The organism is Sediminibacterium goheungense (assembly GCF_004361915.1).
GTDB lineage: Bacteria > Bacteroidota > Bacteroidia > Chitinophagales > Chitinophagaceae > Sediminibacterium > Sediminibacterium goheungense.
Genome location: NZ_SNWP01000010.1, coordinates 954,124 through 973,083 on the forward strand (window position 1 = coordinate 954,124; position 18,960 = coordinate 973,083).

9 protein-coding genes are annotated in these 18,960 nt (G+C 43.4%); 1 reads left to right on the forward strand and 8 read right to left on the reverse strand.

Annotation, left to right across the window (positions count from 1 at the left end; translation table 11 throughout):
- Positions 1 to 12: 12 nt before the first annotated feature.
- The 4 genes from pelA to BC659_RS04180 form a co-directional block, all read right to left on the reverse strand.
- A complete protein-coding gene (gene pelA / locus BC659_RS04165; protein ID WP_133473410.1) occupies positions 13 to 2,121 on the reverse strand; it encodes a pectate lyase in 2,109 nt (702 codons plus the stop codon).
- On the reverse strand, positions 2,118 to 4,031 hold the full coding sequence (locus BC659_RS04170) for a DUF4350 domain-containing protein (RefSeq protein WP_133473411.1): 1,914 nt from the start codon (positions 4,029 to 4,031) through the stop codon (positions 2,118 to 2,120). Before BC659_RS04170 ends, pelA begins: the two co-directional genes overlap by 4 nt.
- A 4-nt stretch (positions 4,032 to 4,035) precedes the next feature.
- On the reverse strand, positions 4,036 to 6,372 hold the full coding sequence (locus BC659_RS04175; RefSeq protein WP_133473412.1) for a glycosyl hydrolase family 28 protein: 2,337 nt from the start codon (positions 6,370 to 6,372) through the stop codon (positions 4,036 to 4,038).
- Positions 6,373 to 6,846: 474 nt separating this feature from the next.
- Positions 6,847 to 9,063 (reverse strand): hypothetical protein, encoded by a 2,217-nt coding sequence (locus tag BC659_RS04180; protein WP_133473413.1) that lies wholly within the window; start codon positions 9,061 to 9,063, stop codon positions 6,847 to 6,849.
- A gap of 253 nt (positions 9,064 to 9,316) precedes the next feature.
- Between BC659_RS04180 and BC659_RS04185 the strand changes: the two genes are divergently transcribed.
- Positions 9,317 to 10,360, forward strand: a complete 1,044-nt coding sequence (locus BC659_RS04185) for a LacI family DNA-binding transcriptional regulator (protein WP_133473414.1) — start codon at positions 9,317 to 9,319, stop codon at positions 10,358 to 10,360.
- A 44-nt stretch (positions 10,361 to 10,404) separates the two neighbouring features.
- Here the strand turns inward: BC659_RS04185 and BC659_RS04190 are convergent, their stop codons facing one another.
- The 4 genes from BC659_RS04190 to BC659_RS04205 all read right to left on the reverse strand — a co-directional run bounded on the left by BC659_RS04190 (position 10,405) and on the right by BC659_RS04205 (position 18,325).
- Positions 10,405 to 12,030, reverse strand: coding sequence for a glycoside hydrolase family 43 protein (locus BC659_RS04190; RefSeq protein WP_133473415.1), 1,626 nt, complete (start codon positions 12,028 to 12,030; stop codon positions 10,405 to 10,407).
- 215 nt (positions 12,031 to 12,245) lie between these two features.
- Positions 12,246 to 13,190, reverse strand: a complete 945-nt coding sequence (locus tag BC659_RS04195; protein ID WP_133473416.1) for a pectinesterase family protein — start codon at positions 13,188 to 13,190, stop codon at positions 12,246 to 12,248.
- Positions 13,191 to 13,252: 62 nt separating this feature from the next.
- Positions 13,253 to 15,061: a RagB/SusD family nutrient uptake outer membrane protein gene (locus BC659_RS04200; RefSeq protein ID WP_133473417.1), complete on the reverse strand. Its 1,809-nt coding sequence runs from the start codon at positions 15,059 to 15,061 to the stop codon at positions 13,253 to 13,255.
- Between the two features lie 18 nt (positions 15,062 to 15,079).
- Positions 15,080 to 18,325 (reverse strand): SusC/RagA family TonB-linked outer membrane protein, encoded by a 3,246-nt coding sequence (locus tag BC659_RS04205; RefSeq protein WP_133473418.1) that lies wholly within the window; start codon positions 18,323 to 18,325, stop codon positions 15,080 to 15,082.
- Between the last annotated feature and the right edge of the window lie 635 nt (positions 18,326 to 18,960).

An 18,960-nucleotide genomic window follows, 5' to 3' on the forward strand; every position in this document is an offset into this window, starting at 1 on the left:
TCACTGTTTCTTTTATTGATTAAAATATTTTTTCTTCCAGGCCGGGTATTCCTTTTGTAAAATCTTTTCTGGCCAGGTACCGTACCATGCATAACCTACCCTGCGTTCATGTTCTATTTCTGTAAGCTTATATTTTCTTACACTATCTCTGCCGGTGAAAAAGGGTTTATTATTCGGTATCTCATAAAACCTTGCCCATAACACTGCATTTGTCTGCGGCAGTATTACCCGGTCTTTTCCATTGGGCATATTGGCATCTGCAATATCCTGGTACACGTAGCCCGTAATCTTTACTGCTTCAAACCATTGAATGGCATTATCTACCGCATTTTTGATGGCTGGTGTAGGATTTGGCAAACGAATAAGAAAGGATACAATACCAGCAGACTCCATACCACTGAGCGATACGAGTTCAAATTTTCTCGCCATCTCCGGTTGCAGTGTTTTAGGATTGTACTGTGCACACCAGGCTGTGGGTTTTCCGTTTTCCAGTATCTGTGTTTTTAAAATGCAGTCAACGCCTTTTTCCACGGCCATGGATGCCTGCGGTATCAAAGAAGCATCTACTACATCAAAACCATTTTTCTTCTCTACAATATCCTGCAACACATTCAGCACATTAACCATCGCATTATCGTTATAGGTAATCTGCGCTCTGTATAAACTGGAATCGGGATAATACTGCGGCCAGCCACCCTTTGCATTTTGCGCCTTTATACAATAACGGATTCCTTTCTCCGCAGCTTTCAGGTAACGCTGATTGCCCGTTTGTTTGTAAGCATTTACCAGAAACCTGATTTCTTTGGTGGTAGCACTGTTATCAATGGTGGCATCTTTGTGGAGAGAATCTGCAAGAATCCTTTTCTTCTCTGCTTCCGATAATTGCTTTGTATAATCCACTTTCACATTATCCACCGCCTTGGGCCAACCACCCACTGCACGCTGATATACCAACATGTTCTCAGCTTGTAATACCAGGATATCCAATTGCCCCTTTCCTTTACTTCCTGATTCCTTATTCCCTTCGACTACGCTCAGGGCAGGCTTTATTTGCTTATTGCTTATTACATCTCCCACCGGCAATATTGCCAGGGGATTCCATTTTCCGGCAAATGTCCATGCTACTGTAATCATAGCAGGTGTAGGTGCGTTTTTAGCTTGCTGCAGATTGTCTTTGTGCCAGCTATAATCGCCACCTTCTCTATGGCTGTTAAAAAAGTATACGCGATGCCCCCATAAAATGGTATTCTGCGGGTTACTGGCATTCAGGTATACTGGTGCATCTGCCATATTCGATGCAAAGCGGCAATTCAGCAGATAAAACTGCGCATCACGATGGTAACGTCCCAATTTAAAACCATCATCTCCCCGGAAAGTACAGTTTACCAATACCGTTTTTGAATCTTCGTATTTAGAACCATCATGCCAGATAGCAGCAACATTGCCATGTGCCACAAACTCACAATTTTCTGCCCATGCCCATCCGCGCGGACAATAAAAATCCACCCCACCTTCCATCAAACAGTCCTTAAAATAATACATGCCCTCTTCCACGTTCCAGGGGCTCACAGTATCGCCTCCATAGGCACGGAGAATACAATTTCGCACAATCAACCGCGTAGTAGTAAAACTGCGCAATGCCATCTGGTGACTCGATCTTTTGATGGGTTTGGTGATAATACCGGTATCTGTTTTACAATCGATATAAGTATCGTTCAGGTTATCAAACCCATAACTGTTAATGATGCTCATGTTTTCGAGTACAATATCATTACCCCGCAGGTTCAATGCCGCCACTCCCCAGTCGTCCGGACTTTCGCAACGCCATACATCTCTTGAAAGAGAAATGCTGAGTATGGTTTTGTGTTTGTCTTCGCCGGCCAGTGTTATTTTATGTTTGCTGATGAATACTTTCTCTTTATAATTTCCATTCCTGATATAAATAATCCTTTGCTCATTGGCCGTATCAGGCAAACTGTTGATAGCATCCTGAATGCTCCGGTAATCACCCCCACCTTTGGCATCTACTACCAACAATACCTGTTCTGCATGCAGAACATTTGCCAGCAGCAGCAGCCATATAAGACCCATGGTTTGTATCACTGATTTTCGCAGACTCATTTCTTAGGAAGCGCATTTTGTAATAACCAGGCAGCCAATTCTCTGGCAGCGGTATAATTTTCAAAATCAGCAGGTAGTTTTCTACCATCTACATATTCATTGTACAACCAGGGATCACCCACGGCAAATACTTTTCCTTTACCATAATGCGCAGTAGCCATAATAATATAGCCCTGATCGCTTACCAGTGCCTGAGCAGGTGTTTTCAGACTCAGCGTGGCAATTTCTTTGATAAATAATCTTTCCGCTTTTTTGAAAACCGGGTTCCCTTTCGCCACCTTAATCAATCCGGTTTCATATGCATTATTCTTAACTGCATTGCGGTTGTCTTTATTGAATTGTATACCGAATGATGCAGCAAGCTCATTGAAATGATCCAGTTCGGTATTGGCAGAATCATTGGCCATCAATACCAATACACCACCCGCTTTTACCCAATCGCTGATGACTTTGGTATGTGCTGGTTTTATAAACTGCGGGTTCTCTGTTTCTTTTTGGGTGTCGGGATCCACGATAATATATACTGATGCTTTTTTCAACACATCAGCTGTGGGTGCGGTTAACAGAGAACCGGTTACGGCACCCTGGTTCCTGAACAATTGACCCCATAATGCAAAACCACTATTCATCCTGTCTTCCCAGGTATAATGAAAGGGCACTGTGTTACCCAGTTTATTTTTGCGTGTTTCATGGTTAAAGAACTGATCGAGCAACACTGTTTTACCGGCACCCGGTTTGGGTTCGGTAAGGGTTTCCATTTCAGTTGCTGCGAGTATAAAAGCACCCAATCCTTTCGGATCATCCGTAACAATGGGTTCACTGATATAATATTCAAAACTGCCATCACGGTAAGGGTTACCACCCAGACCAGCCACCTGACAAACCTTATTCAGGTGCGCTTTACCATTTTCTTCACTAACAAATGTCTTCAGTAATCCTGCATAGGCTTTTTTAGCAGTTGCCATTTCAGCAGCCGGAAGGTATCCGAGTCGGATACCTTTTGCCAGTGCATATACAAACATAGATGAGGCCGATGCTTCGAGATAATTTCCCTTAACATTACCTTTATCCAGTATCTGCCACCAAACACCTGTTTGTGGATCCTGTACTTTTTTTACCGCCGTGATATAACGTTTGAAAATATCAATCAGCACTTTTCTTTGTGGATGTGAGGCAGGAAATATTTCCAGTACATCTGCCAATGCCATTCCATACCAACCCATGGCCCTGCCCCAGAAATGGGGCGACTGTCCAGTGGTTTTATTGGCCCAGCGTTGCTCCTTACTTTCATCCCATGCATGGTATAACAAACCCGTTTTCGCATCCCGTGCATGTTGTTCCATCCAGATAAACTGGTTGGCGATATCATCAAAAGCTTCGGGCTCATTGAAACGGCTAGCATATTCTGCATAGAATGGTTCACCCATATACAATCCATCTAACCACATTTGCCAGGGGTAAATTTTCTTGTGCCAGAAACCGCCTTCTTTGGTACGTGGATGGTTCTTTAACTGTTCGCGTAATGTGACAGCTGCTTTTCGGTATTTTTCATCTTCCAGTACATCATACAGCAATAAGAGATTTCTGCCGGGCGTGATATTGTCAATATTATAATCGGTTTGCTTATAGGTTCTGATGGCTCCATCTTTGTTAACAAAAAAGTCCATACTTTTTTTAATGTAGTCGAAATAAGCACCATTACCCGTACGCAACCATACTTTTTCAATGCCTTTTAAGATCAGTCCCTGATCATATATCCATTTCGCAGGCTGTCCTGCTTTCAATGCCATACTATCGGGCCATAACTGCATTACGGTTTCTGTCATGCGTTCAGACCATGGTTTCTGTGCAGTGACGCCAGTGGTCGTCACCAGTAACAGCAGCATCGCTATGTAAACAATTCTTTTCATTTGCTTATTTCAATTCCAGTAAAGAAGCATTGGCCCCATAACGGAACTCTGTTTTGTTTTTGAAAGAAGCAGCATCCGCACCGGTAACTTTTATTTTACCATTACGGTCGCCATTAATACTCATGATCATTACCGGATTGGGCGCATAACGCAATTGGTTAAAACTGATATCGGCACTGTTCTGTAAATGTACCAGCGGTTTGGTATCGGCCGATTCAAGATACACATTGTTAAAACTGATGCCCTGTGCTTCTGTACATTCAATACCCTTATCGGTTTTCATGGTCAGGTTATTGAAGATCACATTACTCACCCGCATTTCAGGTATACCCCTTACAAATACGGCTTTAGCCGCGCCATTGCAAACAATATTGTTGATATAAAAATTTCTGAATATAGGGGTTGCTTCTGTTACAGGCAATATCTCCACTTTGGGCAACGCTCTTTCTTCACCAGCCAAAGGAACGGGGTCCTTGGCTGCATAATACATATCGAATGAGATGGCTTCACCCGGAATATCTTTCATATTGATATTGGTAGCATAAATATTCTCTACAACACCACCACGGCCCCTAACAGTTTTAAAACGAAGGCCGATATCTGTTCCTATAAAATTGCAGTCAGATACAAACAGGTTTTTTGCACCACCACTCATTTCGCTGCCAATCACAAAACCACCATGTGCATGGTATACGGTTGTATTTTTAGCAATTACATTTTCTGTAGCAATGCCTCTTTTCCTGCCCTCTTCATCCCTGCCCGATTTAATACAGATACCATCGTCACCGGTATCAAATTTGCAACCATCAACCAAAACATTGGCACAGGCTTCCAGATCAAGTGCATCGGTATTCTGACCATACCATGGGTTTTTAACCGATACGTTTTTAATACTGATGTGCTGACTGGTAATGAGGTGCATGGTCCAGGCAGGTGAGTTTTCAAAAGTTACACCTTCGAGTACTACATTCTTACAATCCAGTATACGCAGCATATTCGGGCGGAGGAAATCTCTTATTTCTTCAAAATCTTTCAACTCCATACCGGGTAATAACTTGCCGATATTATTGGTGAGTGAACCTTTCAAAGCGCCTTCAGATGAGTACCATGTAGTTTTATCTTCTGTTACCACGCCACCACGTGCAATATGCTTTTTCCATTCCGACTCAGTAAGCTTGTTTCTTTTCAAAGGACGCCATACATCTCCCGAACCATGAAAAATACCATAGCCGGTAATAGCAATATTTTCCAGACCCTCTGCTGTAATAGGCGACTGACAACGGGCTGCATATACCCCTTCAAAAGAAGACTTTACGAGTGGATAGGCTTTTCTGTCGGCCGTAAACAAGATCAACGCATTTTTAGCCGTATAAAGTTCTACATGACTTTTGAGTGTAATAGGACCTGTAAGCCAGAGACCTGCCGGAATTAATACCGTACCACCACCATTGGCACTACAGGCTTCTATAGCTTTATTAATCGCTACTGTATTGAGCGTGATGCCGTCGTTTTTGGCACCGTATTGCACAATAGAAAAAGTATCCTTTTTGAAATGTGGCGCATAAATTTTCGGAAGCTCGTATTCATATTTCTCCTTATGCACAGAAGGTTTCAGGTACTGTGCGCCAATATTTTTCGCTTTCATTTCGGCACATACCAGTGAGGCTACAGAGATGGCACCATATTCAGAAAAATGGGTATCATCTTTTTTACCTTCCCACATAGCGCCATAATGTCGCGGATCGATCCATAAAAACATTTTTTTAGATCCTTCCACACCATGCTGCTCAATCAGTTGCTGACTGCTCCTGTGTAAATCGATCAGCTGTACATTCATTTGTTGTGCAATCTCTCTTACCACACCGGGGTATTCGCCATGCTGATCCACAAATGCACCTTTGCTATCAAATTTTCTGCGCATCACCGGTGTTACCAGAATGGGATTGGCGCCTTTTGATCTGGCATCGTTTACAAAACGAATCAAGGTATTTCTGTAAAGGGTTTGTGGTGCCGCATAACGGTTGCTATCGGTAATTTTTGAATCGTTATGTCCGAACTGGATAAAAACATAATCACCTGCACGCAGTTGTTTCATCACAGAATCCCACCTGCCCTCTTTTACAAAACTTTTGGTACTGCGTCCATTTACGGCATGGTTATGCACTTCCACCTCATTACTGAGCAGTTGCGGAAACAGCTGACCCCAGCCCCGTTCAGGATTATTGGCCAGTGGTTTATCTGCCATAGTAGAATCGCCCACCATAAAGAAGCGCACTTTTTTCTCCGGCAATTCAAAACCGAACAGGGCAAGCAATAAGGTGAAATAAACAATCCGTTTCATATTTTTCATTTGATACTGCACCCATAGGTGCATATAAAAAAAGCTATACAGGATAACCCGTATAGCTAATAAGCCTGGCTTTCGCCAATATACCAATAAACAAAACAAGTGTTCGTATTTGCAGCCTGCCACCATTGCACCCGATACCCATTACAGACATGGCATTTTTTGTACAATGATGATATGTTCGGTTGATGAACCCCATGGCAAGCACCTGATTCTATAAAAGCTGCGCAGGCCGCTATGAATCAGGTAACAAGTCTACTCAGATATTCAGTAGCAGGGAAGTTCTGAGGGTAGTTTTTTTACGCAATCGTTCCCGGCAACGAAGGGCATTTCCGGAAATGCTAAATAGTATCAAAATCAGGCAGTTAGTCAGGCTCAGCAGCATGTATCCTGTCCGGATTATGAAAGCCCCGATTACATTTCATTCCACTACTTATTCTTTTGCTTTTTTCGCTTCTGATTTGGATTTTACTGAAAAAAAGATTGAAGTGTACCACCCAGGTCCACACTGGTATTTTTGAAAAAAGATTTTAACCCTTTGTACTGTTTTACAGGAAATAAACGCGAATGACCCTGATCATCAAAAGAGAGAAAATACACTTTACTGGTCATGGCCAGATGCTGTGGCACCTGGCAGGAAGGGAGCCATTTCATCAGTTGCATCCTGAATAACTCATATGCTTCCGGATTTCCCTGGAAATGAATTAAATTTATGAGTATCCTCGAGGATGGCATTTGTTGAATGATTGTTTCAAAACCCGGGGCATACCCTTTCTCCCGGTAATAAGGCTGAAGAATTGCATGAGAATAAGTTCCGCTTTCCAATTTTGTCAACCAGCTTACATCATCATTAGCAGATTTTGATTGAAAAAAATATTCTTTTGGCGTAACAGGTGTATCCAAAGCACCTATCGAAGCTGCATAAACACGTATCTGCTGGTAAGTTGTATCCTGAGGTCTACCTAAAATGATGCGAATAATTCGCATAGGGTGAAAATGATAAAAATACCGGATCGAGAACAATGCCACTAAATAGGCAAGACTACCAGGTTCTTTTGTTTGTAAGGATGGAAAAGGATTTTGAATACCCATCCATTTGGCCCATCTGCCCCCCTTACCATTCAGGGAGTGGGCCCCGTAATCGGATGCGGCCGGAACATATAAAACTGATACGTTCGTATTTTTCGGTGAAGAAAGTCTGGGTGGTAAGAGAAAATAAGCAAAACAGGCAAGATTACCTGCGATGGCAAAAGTGATTAAACCATCCTTATAATTCAGTTTCTCATAAGGAACGAGTAACCAGGCAGGTACCGGAAAGAAATCTGTTCCGAAAAAAACCATTTTTTCATCGAGGAAACCAATCAACCACAACAATACAGTGATACTAACCAGTATTTTACCGGCAATACCCAACCATTTCAAACGGGTAATATCAACAGATGGTAATTTGATTTGCTTTACCATTAACTGCTCATAAAAACGCAGTCGCATAAAAATGAAAAGATTATTACCCAGATGATACAGTAAAGCTACAGCTGTAAAAATTCTAAATAAATAAGGCTCAGCTGGCTTTGGCGGCCCCTGAACTATTGCAATCAGGAATGCAAATAAACATAGTGAGATGAATCCCGCCACTTCCTTACCATATTCCCGAAAAATACCAGTCTGGTAACGATTAGCCAGTGATGTATAAAGTGCATCCTGACAAAGTCCGGATTGCAATTCGGGTAAATGAAATATGGTACTTGCATTACCGCTTTTCAGGGTATATTTAACTTCCTGCTTTATTGCATTCTTACTTACAGAAAGAGAGCTGATGTCAGTATAAGCAATCGACTTTTTCTTTCGTAAAAAAACTGCCTGTTGCCATTGATCTGTCCAGGGAATTGTATAAAGTTTTTCCAATGAAGCGTCTTCCGGAACAGCTGCTAATGTTATACCCTCAGGCGTTAGCAACAATAATCTTTTTTTCTTTTTGAAACCTTTTATAAATACGTGTCGAATGATTGGATATGGAAATTGTTGTTGTTTAGCGTCATCAGATATTGGTAAACCCATTCTTTGCCGGTCATGAAAAATACGATAATGAAAAAAGCGGATGACGAGAAGGAAAACTGCCACCACCAGAAAGAAAATAAAATCTGTCTGCCAAAAATCATCCCTTAAGCGAAAAGTATTGCCACGATCTTCCACCTGTACCGGCTGTTCCTGTGCACCGTTGGCAATATATTCGCGCAACTGATCCATGATATCCACTGATGAAAAACGAAGAGACAATCCTTCAACTTCCAGTTCAGGAATATCGAGTACACCTGTTAGCCATTCATTTTCCGGCGGCAGGTTCAGTAACAAAGAAAAGGATTTATATGGGTTATCACCCGGCAGTGCCTGATCGGTAAACCGGGCCTGGCCTTTACCCGGCACTGTTTGTTCAACGAATGATTCATAAACGCCTTCAAGCGCCTTCCATTGCGCATCAAACAGCATAATTTCAAACCTATTAAAACGTACCTGATTGGGATCTTCAGAAGGTCTTAATTGAAAACTAATGGCGTATGTTTGCCCATTCTGATGTATCAGTGTGCTCCATGTCTTCCATTCTGTCTGAGCAGCCAGTTTCCCACTGAACAACAATAAAAACAATACAAAAGAATGAATCAGCCGTGAGGGTTGAATAGAAGACATAACAGTTGGGGTTAGCTTGATTCCGTTAAAATAGATGAAAACAAGCACCTTTCCAAACCAATATAGGTAACACCTGATTGTTATAGAAATACCGAATTTAACTTCGATAGTAAGGAAAAACCGTACATTTATCTCCCTGCGTAACCTCTGCATTATCATCTTCTCTGCGTTGGGATTCCTCACGTCATCCTGACGGTGGAAGAAACCGCATAGAACATGAAGACGCAGGGAAAGCGTAAAGAGCTTTGAGAATATGAAATACGAAGCCGTCACCATCAAAGACATAGCCAGAGAACTGGGCCTTTCTACCTCAACGGTGTCGAGGGCTTTGCGTGATAGTTATGAGATTAGCCCCGAGACCAAAAAACTGGTGTTGGAATACGCGGAGAAAATCAACTATCGCCCCAACCCCATTGCACTGAGCCTCAAAGAAAAAAGAACCCGCTCTATTGGTATTGTGGTAGCAGAAATTGCCAACAGTTTTTTTTCACAGATCATCAACGGTATTGAATCCATTGCTTATGACAAAGGATACAATGTAATCATTACCCAAAGTCATGAGTCTTTTGAAAGAGAACTCATCAACGTGCAATACCTGGCTTCACGCTCCATCGACGGACTGCTGATTTCACTGGCTTCAGAAACCCGCGACCTGAGTCACCTGAAACATTTACATGAAAGAGGTTATCCCATTGTTTTCTTCGACCGTATTGTAGATGAGATCAACACACACAAAGTAATCGTTGATAATACAAAAGGCGGTTACGATGCTACGACCCATCTCATCAAAAGCGGTTTTAAAAATATTGCCGCACTGGCCAATGCAGCATACCTCTCTATTACCCGCGACCGTATTGGGGGCTATCAAGCTGCATTGGAAGAACATAAAATGAAGCAGGACCCCTCACTCATTAAATACTGTTTGCATGGCGGACTCGTGTATGAAGAAGTGGAACAGGCACTCGATAGTTTATTCAAACAGAAAAAGAAACCCGATGCCATATTTGCAGCAGCCGATAAATTAACCACCAACTGTCTGCGTTATTTCAAAGCAAAAGGCATTCGTGTGCCGGAAGACATTGCCGTGATCGGTTTCTCCAATATTGACCTTACTGAATTGTTATCGCCCTCTTTATCAGTGGTACGACAGCCGGCATTTGAAATGGGACAGGTAGCTACTGAACTTTTGCTGAACCTTATCGAAAGCAAAAGACCCGTGAAAGACTTCGACACCAGAATGCTGCAACCCGATCTCTTTATCAGAGAATCTACCTCAAGAAAAAACAGCTCACTTTAGATCAACTTTTTTATCTGAGGTTACAGGTAAGCAAACCCAGAGATTTATTCAGTAACCCGAAACCAATCTGCATCGAGGAAACCCGCATCATTGGTAGTAGTGGCCCTTGTACAGAACAAACCCAGTTTGGCGCCTACCCACTTACCGGGCTGTGCCGTAAATGAAATGCCTGCATCATTAAAACGGATGTTATCTATGCTATAACTAAAGCCACAAACAGCACCGGCAGTAACTTTCACCCGCAGGTATACCCAATCGTGAGGAACTGTTGTTATTATTTTTTCTGTTGCAACAGTACCCTTATCTGCTGCTTTAGCCTCTACATAGATGAGTTGTAACTGTTCTTTCTCTTGTTTTAACATAAGCCCTGCATAATCTAGCCCCATAACAACCAATCCGGCACGCTCTAATGCTATTTTAGGGTTAGGTGAAAATTTCAGCTTTACGGTTGCTGTAAAAGTTGCTGCCGGAAATTTTTGCAGGAGCAGGTTGGGTACATCCCATAAATTCTTTGCCGCATCGGGCTGCTTGTCAGAAAACAAACGAAGTGTACCATTGGCGGGCTGCATAAAATGCCAGGTAGCTTTTGCATTAGCCTGCCATTGCCATTGCAAACCCAGTACCTCTGCATTAAACTCATCACTATCCGGTGGTGTTTGCACAGGATAGGTTTTGCCGATATTGGGTTTCTTATAAGTAGTAACCGGCTCTCCTTTCCCATCACCATCAGCATCTACACCTATTATGGGCCAATCATTTTTCCATTGCATGGGCTGCAGGTGTACCACCCTACCATAAGCTTCCTTATCCTGAAAATGCAGGAACCAGTCTTCACCTGTTGTGGTATTTACCCATGCACCCTGGTGCGGGCCATTGATATTCGTATTGCCCTGATCCATCACTACTTTTCTTTCGTAAGGACCATAAATATTTTTAGCACGTAATACCAGTTGCCATCCGGTTGATACGCCACCTGCCGGTGCAAAAATGTAATAGTAACCATTACGCTGATACAACTTCGGACCTTCAATGGTGGGGTCGGTTGCATGACCATCATACACCAGTCTGCCGGCACCTGTTGTTGCTGTGCCGGCTGCATTCATTGGTTTGATCACAATGATACTTTTGATACCTGCCCTGCTACCGGCATAGGCATGCACGAGATAAGCTTTACCGTCTTTGTCCCAAAGCGGACAGGGATCAATCAATCCCTTTCCTGCTTCCACCAATACGGATATTGACCATGGGCCTTGTATATTTTTTGCTTTGGTGAGATAAATACCAAAATCAGGATCGGGATAGTAGATGTAAAATTCACCCTTATGGTAACGGATTGAAGGCGCCCACACACCATTGCCATGCTGTACAGCTGAAAAATGATCAGCAGGTAATTGTTGTGGCAATGCATAGGCAATCAGGTTCCAGTTTACAAGATCTTTGGAATGAAGAATAGGTAAACCGGGAGCAGCATGAAAAGAAGATGCCGTCATATAAAAATCATCTCCCACCCTAATAACATCCGGATCGGAATAATCGGCGTGCAGAATGGGGTTTTTGTATGTACCGTTTTTTTGATCAGCTACCCATGCTTTTGAAACATGAGGTTGCTGAGCATACACTTGTAGTGTAATGAACAGAAGTGAAAAAAAAATTGGTTGAAGTTTTATCATTTTACTGTACTCCTTTTATGCTTGATTGTGGTTAACCACTGCGTTACACGGAGTGAGGCACAGAGTTTCACAGAGGTAGGCCTATACAATGTATACCAGCAGCTGATTTATTCAAAAACCTCCGTGACACTTCGTGTTATGCTCCGTGCAACGCTGTGGTTCCTTCCTTCATCAGTAGACTATCAAAATCTTACAGAAGAAACAATTACCTTTCTTTAGAGAGGTTTCCAATCGCCGAAGATATTTTTGAGCGTATATTTTTTCACCTCCTCATCATTCAGTTGTTTGATCCATGCGGGTCGGGAGGCCGGTTGTGCACCGGGACCGGTATTTTTATATTCCGCATAACGCACAGTTGCTTCATTGGCAGGGTTGCGCCAGTTGTTCCAACCCTCGGGAATAATATGGTCACCTATTTCACAACGTATATAGGTTACACTGGCATGCGGTTGCCAGGGGCGCCCCAGACTTACTTTCTTAAAAGCTGAATCTGCCGTAAGCTTACAATCAAAAAACACAAAACCATAAGGTACTTCACGGGGTGTGGATGCCGCGGTTACGTGTGAATTCTTTTTGCTGTGGATCAAACAGTTTTGAAATACAGCTGTGGCCGCACCAAAAATAAAATCGGTACTGCCTTCTATGTAACAGTCTTTATAATACTGCCTGCTACCTGCTCCACTACAAAACAATACATCCTGAAAACCCAGAAAGCGACAGTTATTGAAACTGAGTCTGTCGCCATTCGCAAACACTGCTACGGCCTGCCCTGCAGTAAAACCTGCATTGTTTTCGAAGCTGATATTCTCTGCATAAAAATCATTCGCATACAAAAAGAAACTGGCCGACGACCAGGTGTTGATGGTATCGCCATTGGGTAGTTTTTTACCCGCATGGTTATCGTAAGTGAGAATGGTATTCATTTTATCTTCTCCGATGAGACGGATAAAATCTTTTCTTGTATCGAGCACCAGTCTTTCTTTGTAAATACCCTTCTTTACAAAAATGGTAACAGGTTTTGTGTTGCCGGAAGCTATGGCATCAAAAGCTGCCTGTACAGTTGTGTACTGTCCTGAGCCGTCTTTGGCAACCACCATTCTTTGTTGCGCATGTACTCCTACACAACAAAGCAAAAAAGCAATCAAACAAATCTTTTTCATACACTAAACTTAACAAAGAAGGCCGATACACATCGGCCTTCTTATATCATATACTCAGGGGGTTAGTAGCCAGGGTTTTGGGTTAGGTTCGGATTGGCATCTCTTGCGGGTTGTGGTATGGGTAAAAGTTCTGATTTACCCGTAACAAAACCTGTTGCATAACGAGCCAGTGCCGTTGTATTTACTGCTGCCTGTGCCCAGTTTACCCTTGTGGTATTGGCTGGTGCAGTAGTTGGTGCCGGTGCATAAAATGAATTGGCCCATAAAGTAGCATCATCTGCTACCGAATTATTACGGTAATACATAAACTCAGGTAAAGTACTGAAAGCTCCCGACCTGGTTGACATAGCCAGCAATGCTGTTTTGGTTTCTGCAATTTTGGTAGCCAGTAAGTTCCAGCGAATGAGGTCGAATTTACGTACACCTTCACCACCCAGTTCTAATGATCTTTCTCTTACCACTGCATCAAAAAAAGTAGCTTTTGAAAGACCCGCAGGCAGATCAACCGTAACATCGGGAGTACTGATGGGTTTTCCGAAACCTCTTCTTCTCACCTGGTTCACCGCATTGTAAGCAGCAGCTGTAGGACCACTGATTTCATTTTCTGCTTCTGCAAACATCAGCAACACATCTGAATAACGGAGTATCTGCCATTTCAAACCAAAATATTGTACCGCATCAGTGGGTGATACTGCCGGACCTGTGATCCAGTCTCTTCTGTATTTACCATCGCACATAGCTGTGAGTGCCTGACCAATTTTAGTGGTACCATTGGCTGCTACATTATAGGGTGCACAGGTAACATCTCTTCTCAAGTCATTCTGATCGAACAGATAGAAATAAGTAGGTAATACGTTGATACTTTTATTACCGAGGTTATTTACCGTAGGTCCGTTATAATAAGCAAGCTTGGTATCTGCTGTTGCATTTCTGCCGATACCACTTGCCTGAAACATCAGCTCCCCTTGCGGATCGGCCACTACCCTTGCATTCACCTGATCTTTCCACAAAGCCCTGAAACTGGGGTTCATGGAATGTTGATTAGAGGCAATGATTTCACTGCACTCATCTCTCGCAATCTGGTAATAGGTAAGGTAATCGGTAGGTCTTTTCATAGACGCATCACTGCGCAAAGCAAAGCCACCGCGGAACAAAGCTATTCTCGCACGCAAACCTTTTACCGTGCCTTTGGTAATACGCTCATCTAACTGATCACCGATCGTAGTAATCTCATTTCTCCACGGAACGAGATCAGCTGCTACTTTTAAATCGGCCAGTAAACGATTGTAAAGGGTATCTCTGTCTGTACGCGTAGGAAAAGGATTGGCAGAAGCCAGTGAAGCTGCGGGTTGAAAATGCGAAGGCACATCACCCCAGTTTACAATGGCCTGAAAATAAAACTGTGCACGCAGGGTAAGCGCTTCACCATACAATCTGCGCAATTGTTTTTTCTCCTGCTCACTGCCATTGTTGTACATATCCATTTTAGGAATATTGGAAATACAGATATTGGCATATTCAATACCGGTAAACAACTGGTTAAACGGATTGGTAATTTGTGCATTACCGGATGTAGCATTGTAACGAGCAATATCTCTACGGTCATTATCGGCATTACCGGTTGGGCCCTGCATTTCATCGGTATCTACGGTGTAGTAAAGACTTAAACGGATACCGAAACCGGCATCACCTACCAGCCTGCTGTACACACCCGCCAATGCTTTGCGCGTGCTGGCTACATCCTGGAAAACCATTTCAGCACCCACATCGGTAATGGGTTGCTGATCGAGGTATTTTTTACAGCCGGCAGTCAGAAACAATATCCCCGCTGCTGCGATCACTGTGAGTTTGTTAAAAAATGTATTGTTCATATAGCAATATTTGATCGGTTAAAAAGTTGCGTTTACACCAAAGATGAAGGTTCTGCTTTTTGGATAGGCTGAGTAATCAAGACCCTGTGTAAGCGGACTGTTACGTACACTCACTTCCGGATCGTAACCGGTGTATTTGGTAAAGATGGCCAGGTTGTTTCCGGTAAAGTAGAAACGCAGCTTACTCATTTTCAGTCCGGCCAGTTGTTTCACCGGCAGGCTATAACCAATGGTTACGTTGTTGATGCGCAGGAAAGAACCATCTTCAATGGCCCATGAATGCGGATAGAAAGCACCTGCACTCTTCAGCGGCTGCCAGATGGTTGCATTGGCATTCAATGCCGCCAGCTGATCGGGTGCAATACCCACCACCTGGTTACTACCATTTACATACTGCGCGGTTTGACCCGTTGCCGTTACCACTTTCCAACGATTGGTCATGATATCGAGCATATTGGAATTGGCGGTATAACCATTGGTAAACTCAATCTTGTTGGCATTGTACACATCATTGCCATAAGAGAAGTTCATGAACACACTCATGTCCCAGTTCTTATAAGTGAACTGCTGGTTGAGACCACCGGTGAATTTGGGTAAGGGGTTACCAATCACCTGTCTGTCTTTATCGAGTGTAATGGTACCATCACCATCCAGATCCTTGAATCGGATAGAGCCGGGCTGTACCGGACCAATGATACCTGCATTGCTTACCACACCTGCTTTCAGTGTGTACACACCTGTTGACGTGTTGTAATCGAAATCACTCACTTTATAAAAACCATCTGTTACCAGACCCCAGATAGCACTGGTGGGGCTGCCTATGCGGATGATATAATCGGTAGGCTGACCGGAAACACCCCAGCTCGCAGCGGGGAAGAACGATTTCTGGTTCAGACCCAATTGCTCCACATTGTTGTTGTTGAAGGACATGTTATAAGAAACCGTCCAGCTGAAATTTTTATTACGTACCGGTGTAGCGCTGATCTGGAACTCCACCCCTTTGTTGGTGGTTTTACCCACGTTCTGTAATTGCGTGGTATAACCATAGGTAGGTGCAATGGGTACGTTCAGCAGCAGATCCTTAGAGCTGTTGTTGTAAATATCAACACTCAGGTTAACCCTGTTTTTGAAGAGGCCGATATCTACACCAAAGTTTTTGTTAACGGTAGATTCCCAACGCAGACTTTCATTAACCAGACCTGCAGAATAGAAAGCATTTACAATTTCATTGTTCATACCATAATACAAACCACCATCGTTTCTGAAAGTAGTGAGGAAGAGGTAGTCGGCAATACGGTTATTACCCACGGTACCAAAACCGGCACGGAACTTCAGGTCGCTGAGGAAGTTTACATTTTTCAGGAACTTTTCATTCTTCGCTCTCCAGGCAACAGAACCTGAAGGGAAATAACCCCACTGACGACCCGGTGCAAATTTAGAAGCACCATCGGCACGGAGGTTGAATGAGAAATAGTATTTATCCTCGTAAGCATAACTCAGTGCACTGAAGAAAGACAGGCTGGTATACCTTGTTTTGTTGACACGCGGAAAACCTGCAAACTTATTGGCCAGCGATGTATTGGTTAATGCATCATTTACCGAAGTAAAAGTTGGGTAATCGCGGAACTGACTGGTATAACGTTCTGTACGCAGGTCATAGGTTTCCTGACCCACGAGGATGGTGAAATCGTGTTTGTCTTTATAACCGTTTACCGAATAGGTTAAGGTATTGGTATTGGTGATGGTAGTACGATCGAGTGTATCGAGTGTAACAATCGCTTTTCTACCACCTTGTATAATAGCGAAAGGTGTAATGGTATCGCTGAACTGGCGGTCGATGGCTTTCTGTTGATCGTAACCAATGGTTGATTTGAAACTCAGGTTTTTTACAATGGTATAAGTAGCTGCAGCGGTAACGTTGAATACATCGGTGGTTTTACGTCTGTATTCTGCATTGGCCAGTGAAATAGGATTCACAAGATTCAAACCATTGCCCACATTGGGGTCTGCCAATGGATCGGCATCATCAATATCCTGCGCTGCAGAAAGAAAGGGTCTGTACTTCACCGCATTACGCAAACGGTTATACGATGTACCCTGGTCTGATGAAGTACCTGCACCCAATACATCGGTATTGGTATAACGGGCAGTAACAGCCAGTTTCAGGTTGTTGAGAATTTTATAATCTGTTTTCAGGTTTAAGAGGTGACGGCGATAGTTGGAATTGAGTACAATCGCTTTATCATCGTTATACGTATAACCGAAATTGTAGGTGATTTTTTTGTTACCACCCATGGCAGCAATATTATGCGTTTGCATGATGCCGGTGCGGCCCATCACTTCTTCCTGCCAGTCTACCGGACTTACATTTCTGTAATTAGACAGTGTATCCCAGGTAGTACCAAAGTTTCTGGCAAAAGTAGCGCTGTCGGTAGAACTACCTCTTGCTCTTTCAGACTGATAGATCACATAGTCATATGGTGTTTGCACTTTCAATCTTTTGGCGAGTGATTTCACACCCACAAAACCATTATAGCTAACTACCATTCTGCCGGGCTTACCGCTTTTGGTGGTAATAACGATTACACCATTGGCACCACGCGCACCATAGATGGCGGTAGCAGCGGCATCTTTCAGCACATCGATGCTTTCAATATTCTGTGGTGAGAGGGCCGATAAACCATTTTCTACCTGCACACCATCTACTATATATAAGGGAGAGTTATCGCCGGTGATCGACATACCACCACGTACCCTGATACGGATATCAGCATCGGGCGAACCTTCAGCTGTAGTAGCCGTAACACCTGCCAGGCGGCCGCTCAGTGCTTCTGCAGCTGAGTTGATGGGAATATCTTTCAGGTCCTTGGCGCCTACGCTGGCAACAGAAGCCAGGAGGTTTTTTCTTTTCACGGTCTGGTAACCGATCACCACCACATCATCCAGTGATTCTGCTGCTGCAGCTGAGAGAGAAGTGTTGATATTGTTTCTGCCGTTTACCGCTTCTTCTTTGGCAGTAAAACCAACAGAGCTGAATACCAGTGTAACACGACCATTGGCGGCGAGTAAACGGTAGCTACCATCTTTGGCGGTAACGGTACCATTCTGTGTACCTTTTACTTTCACGCTCACACCCTCGAGCGGCTGGTTATCGGCACCTGTAACACGGCCCTTGATTTCAAAGCTGTTCTGGGCCAGTGCAGAGATACACATGAACAACAAGGCTAGAGCGGTTACACAATAGCGTTTCAATTTTTGTGGCATAAGCAAACAATTTAAGGCGGTGGCGTTCCGTCTTTTGATGGGTTGATAAACAATAGATGATAATGAATAGGTGCCACGAAGCGTGGTCAAAACAGAAGTATGTTTCTGGTAGCAATTCATAGCAAGCTCGTTTTCCGCTGCCCCCCGGCCCCCTGAAAGGGGTTTTGAGAGGCAGAATCGTTACCAATTCTACGCTTAACTACAGAAACCCCGAAGGATAACAGATGTCTTTTTTTACGCAAACGTTCCCGGCAACGATCTCACAGCAGCCCATGTTGGATCGCGGAGGGCAGATGGCTGATGTAGGATCGCGGATGTCGGATTTTTGATTTTTTGATGTTTGATTTTTTGATTTCCTTTTTCTTGCTAATGGCTAAAGGCTCACAGCTCATATCTTCATCCCTATGTTATACCTAATGCCTAACACCTAATGCCTAACGCCTATTTCTAATTCTCCCTTTTGAATTTTGCATTTGCTCGCAGCTCGCAGCTCATAGCTCATAGCTTTTTCCTATCCACCCTGGCTAATGGCTAATAGCTAACAGCTAAAGGCTCTGTCATTTCTTGAATTTTGCATTTGCTCGCAGCTCGCAGCTCATAGCTCATAGCTTTCTCCTACCCACCCTGGCTAATGG

Coding starts and splice junctions, on each gene's coding strand:
- BC659_RS04185 (WP_133473414.1), top strand. CDS start 9,317: ATGAAATACGAAGCCGTCACCATCAAAGACATAGCCAGAGAACTGGGC.
- BC659_RS04180 (WP_133473413.1), bottom strand. CDS start 9,063: ATGTCTTCTATTCAACCCTCACGGCTGATTCATTCTTTTGTATTGTTT.
- BC659_RS04205 (WP_133473418.1), bottom strand. CDS start 18,325: ATGCCACAAAAATTGAAACGCTATTGTGTAACCGCTCTAGCCTTGTTG.
- BC659_RS04200 (WP_133473417.1), bottom strand. CDS start 15,061: ATGAACAATACATTTTTTAACAAACTCACAGTGATCGCAGCAGCGGGG.
- BC659_RS04170 (WP_133473411.1), bottom strand. CDS start 4,031: ATGAAAAGAATTGTTTACATAGCGATGCTGCTGTTACTGGTGACGACC.
- BC659_RS04190 (WP_133473415.1), bottom strand. CDS start 12,030: ATGATAAAACTTCAACCAATTTTTTTTTCACTTCTGTTCATTACACTA.
- BC659_RS04195 (WP_133473416.1), bottom strand. CDS start 13,190: ATGAAAAAGATTTGTTTGATTGCTTTTTTGCTTTGTTGTGTAGGAGTA.
- pelA (WP_133473410.1), bottom strand. CDS start 2,121: ATGAGTCTGCGAAAATCAGTGATACAAACCATGGGTCTTATATGGCTG.
- BC659_RS04175 (WP_133473412.1), bottom strand. CDS start 6,372: ATGAAACGGATTGTTTATTTCACCTTATTGCTTGCCCTGTTCGGTTTT.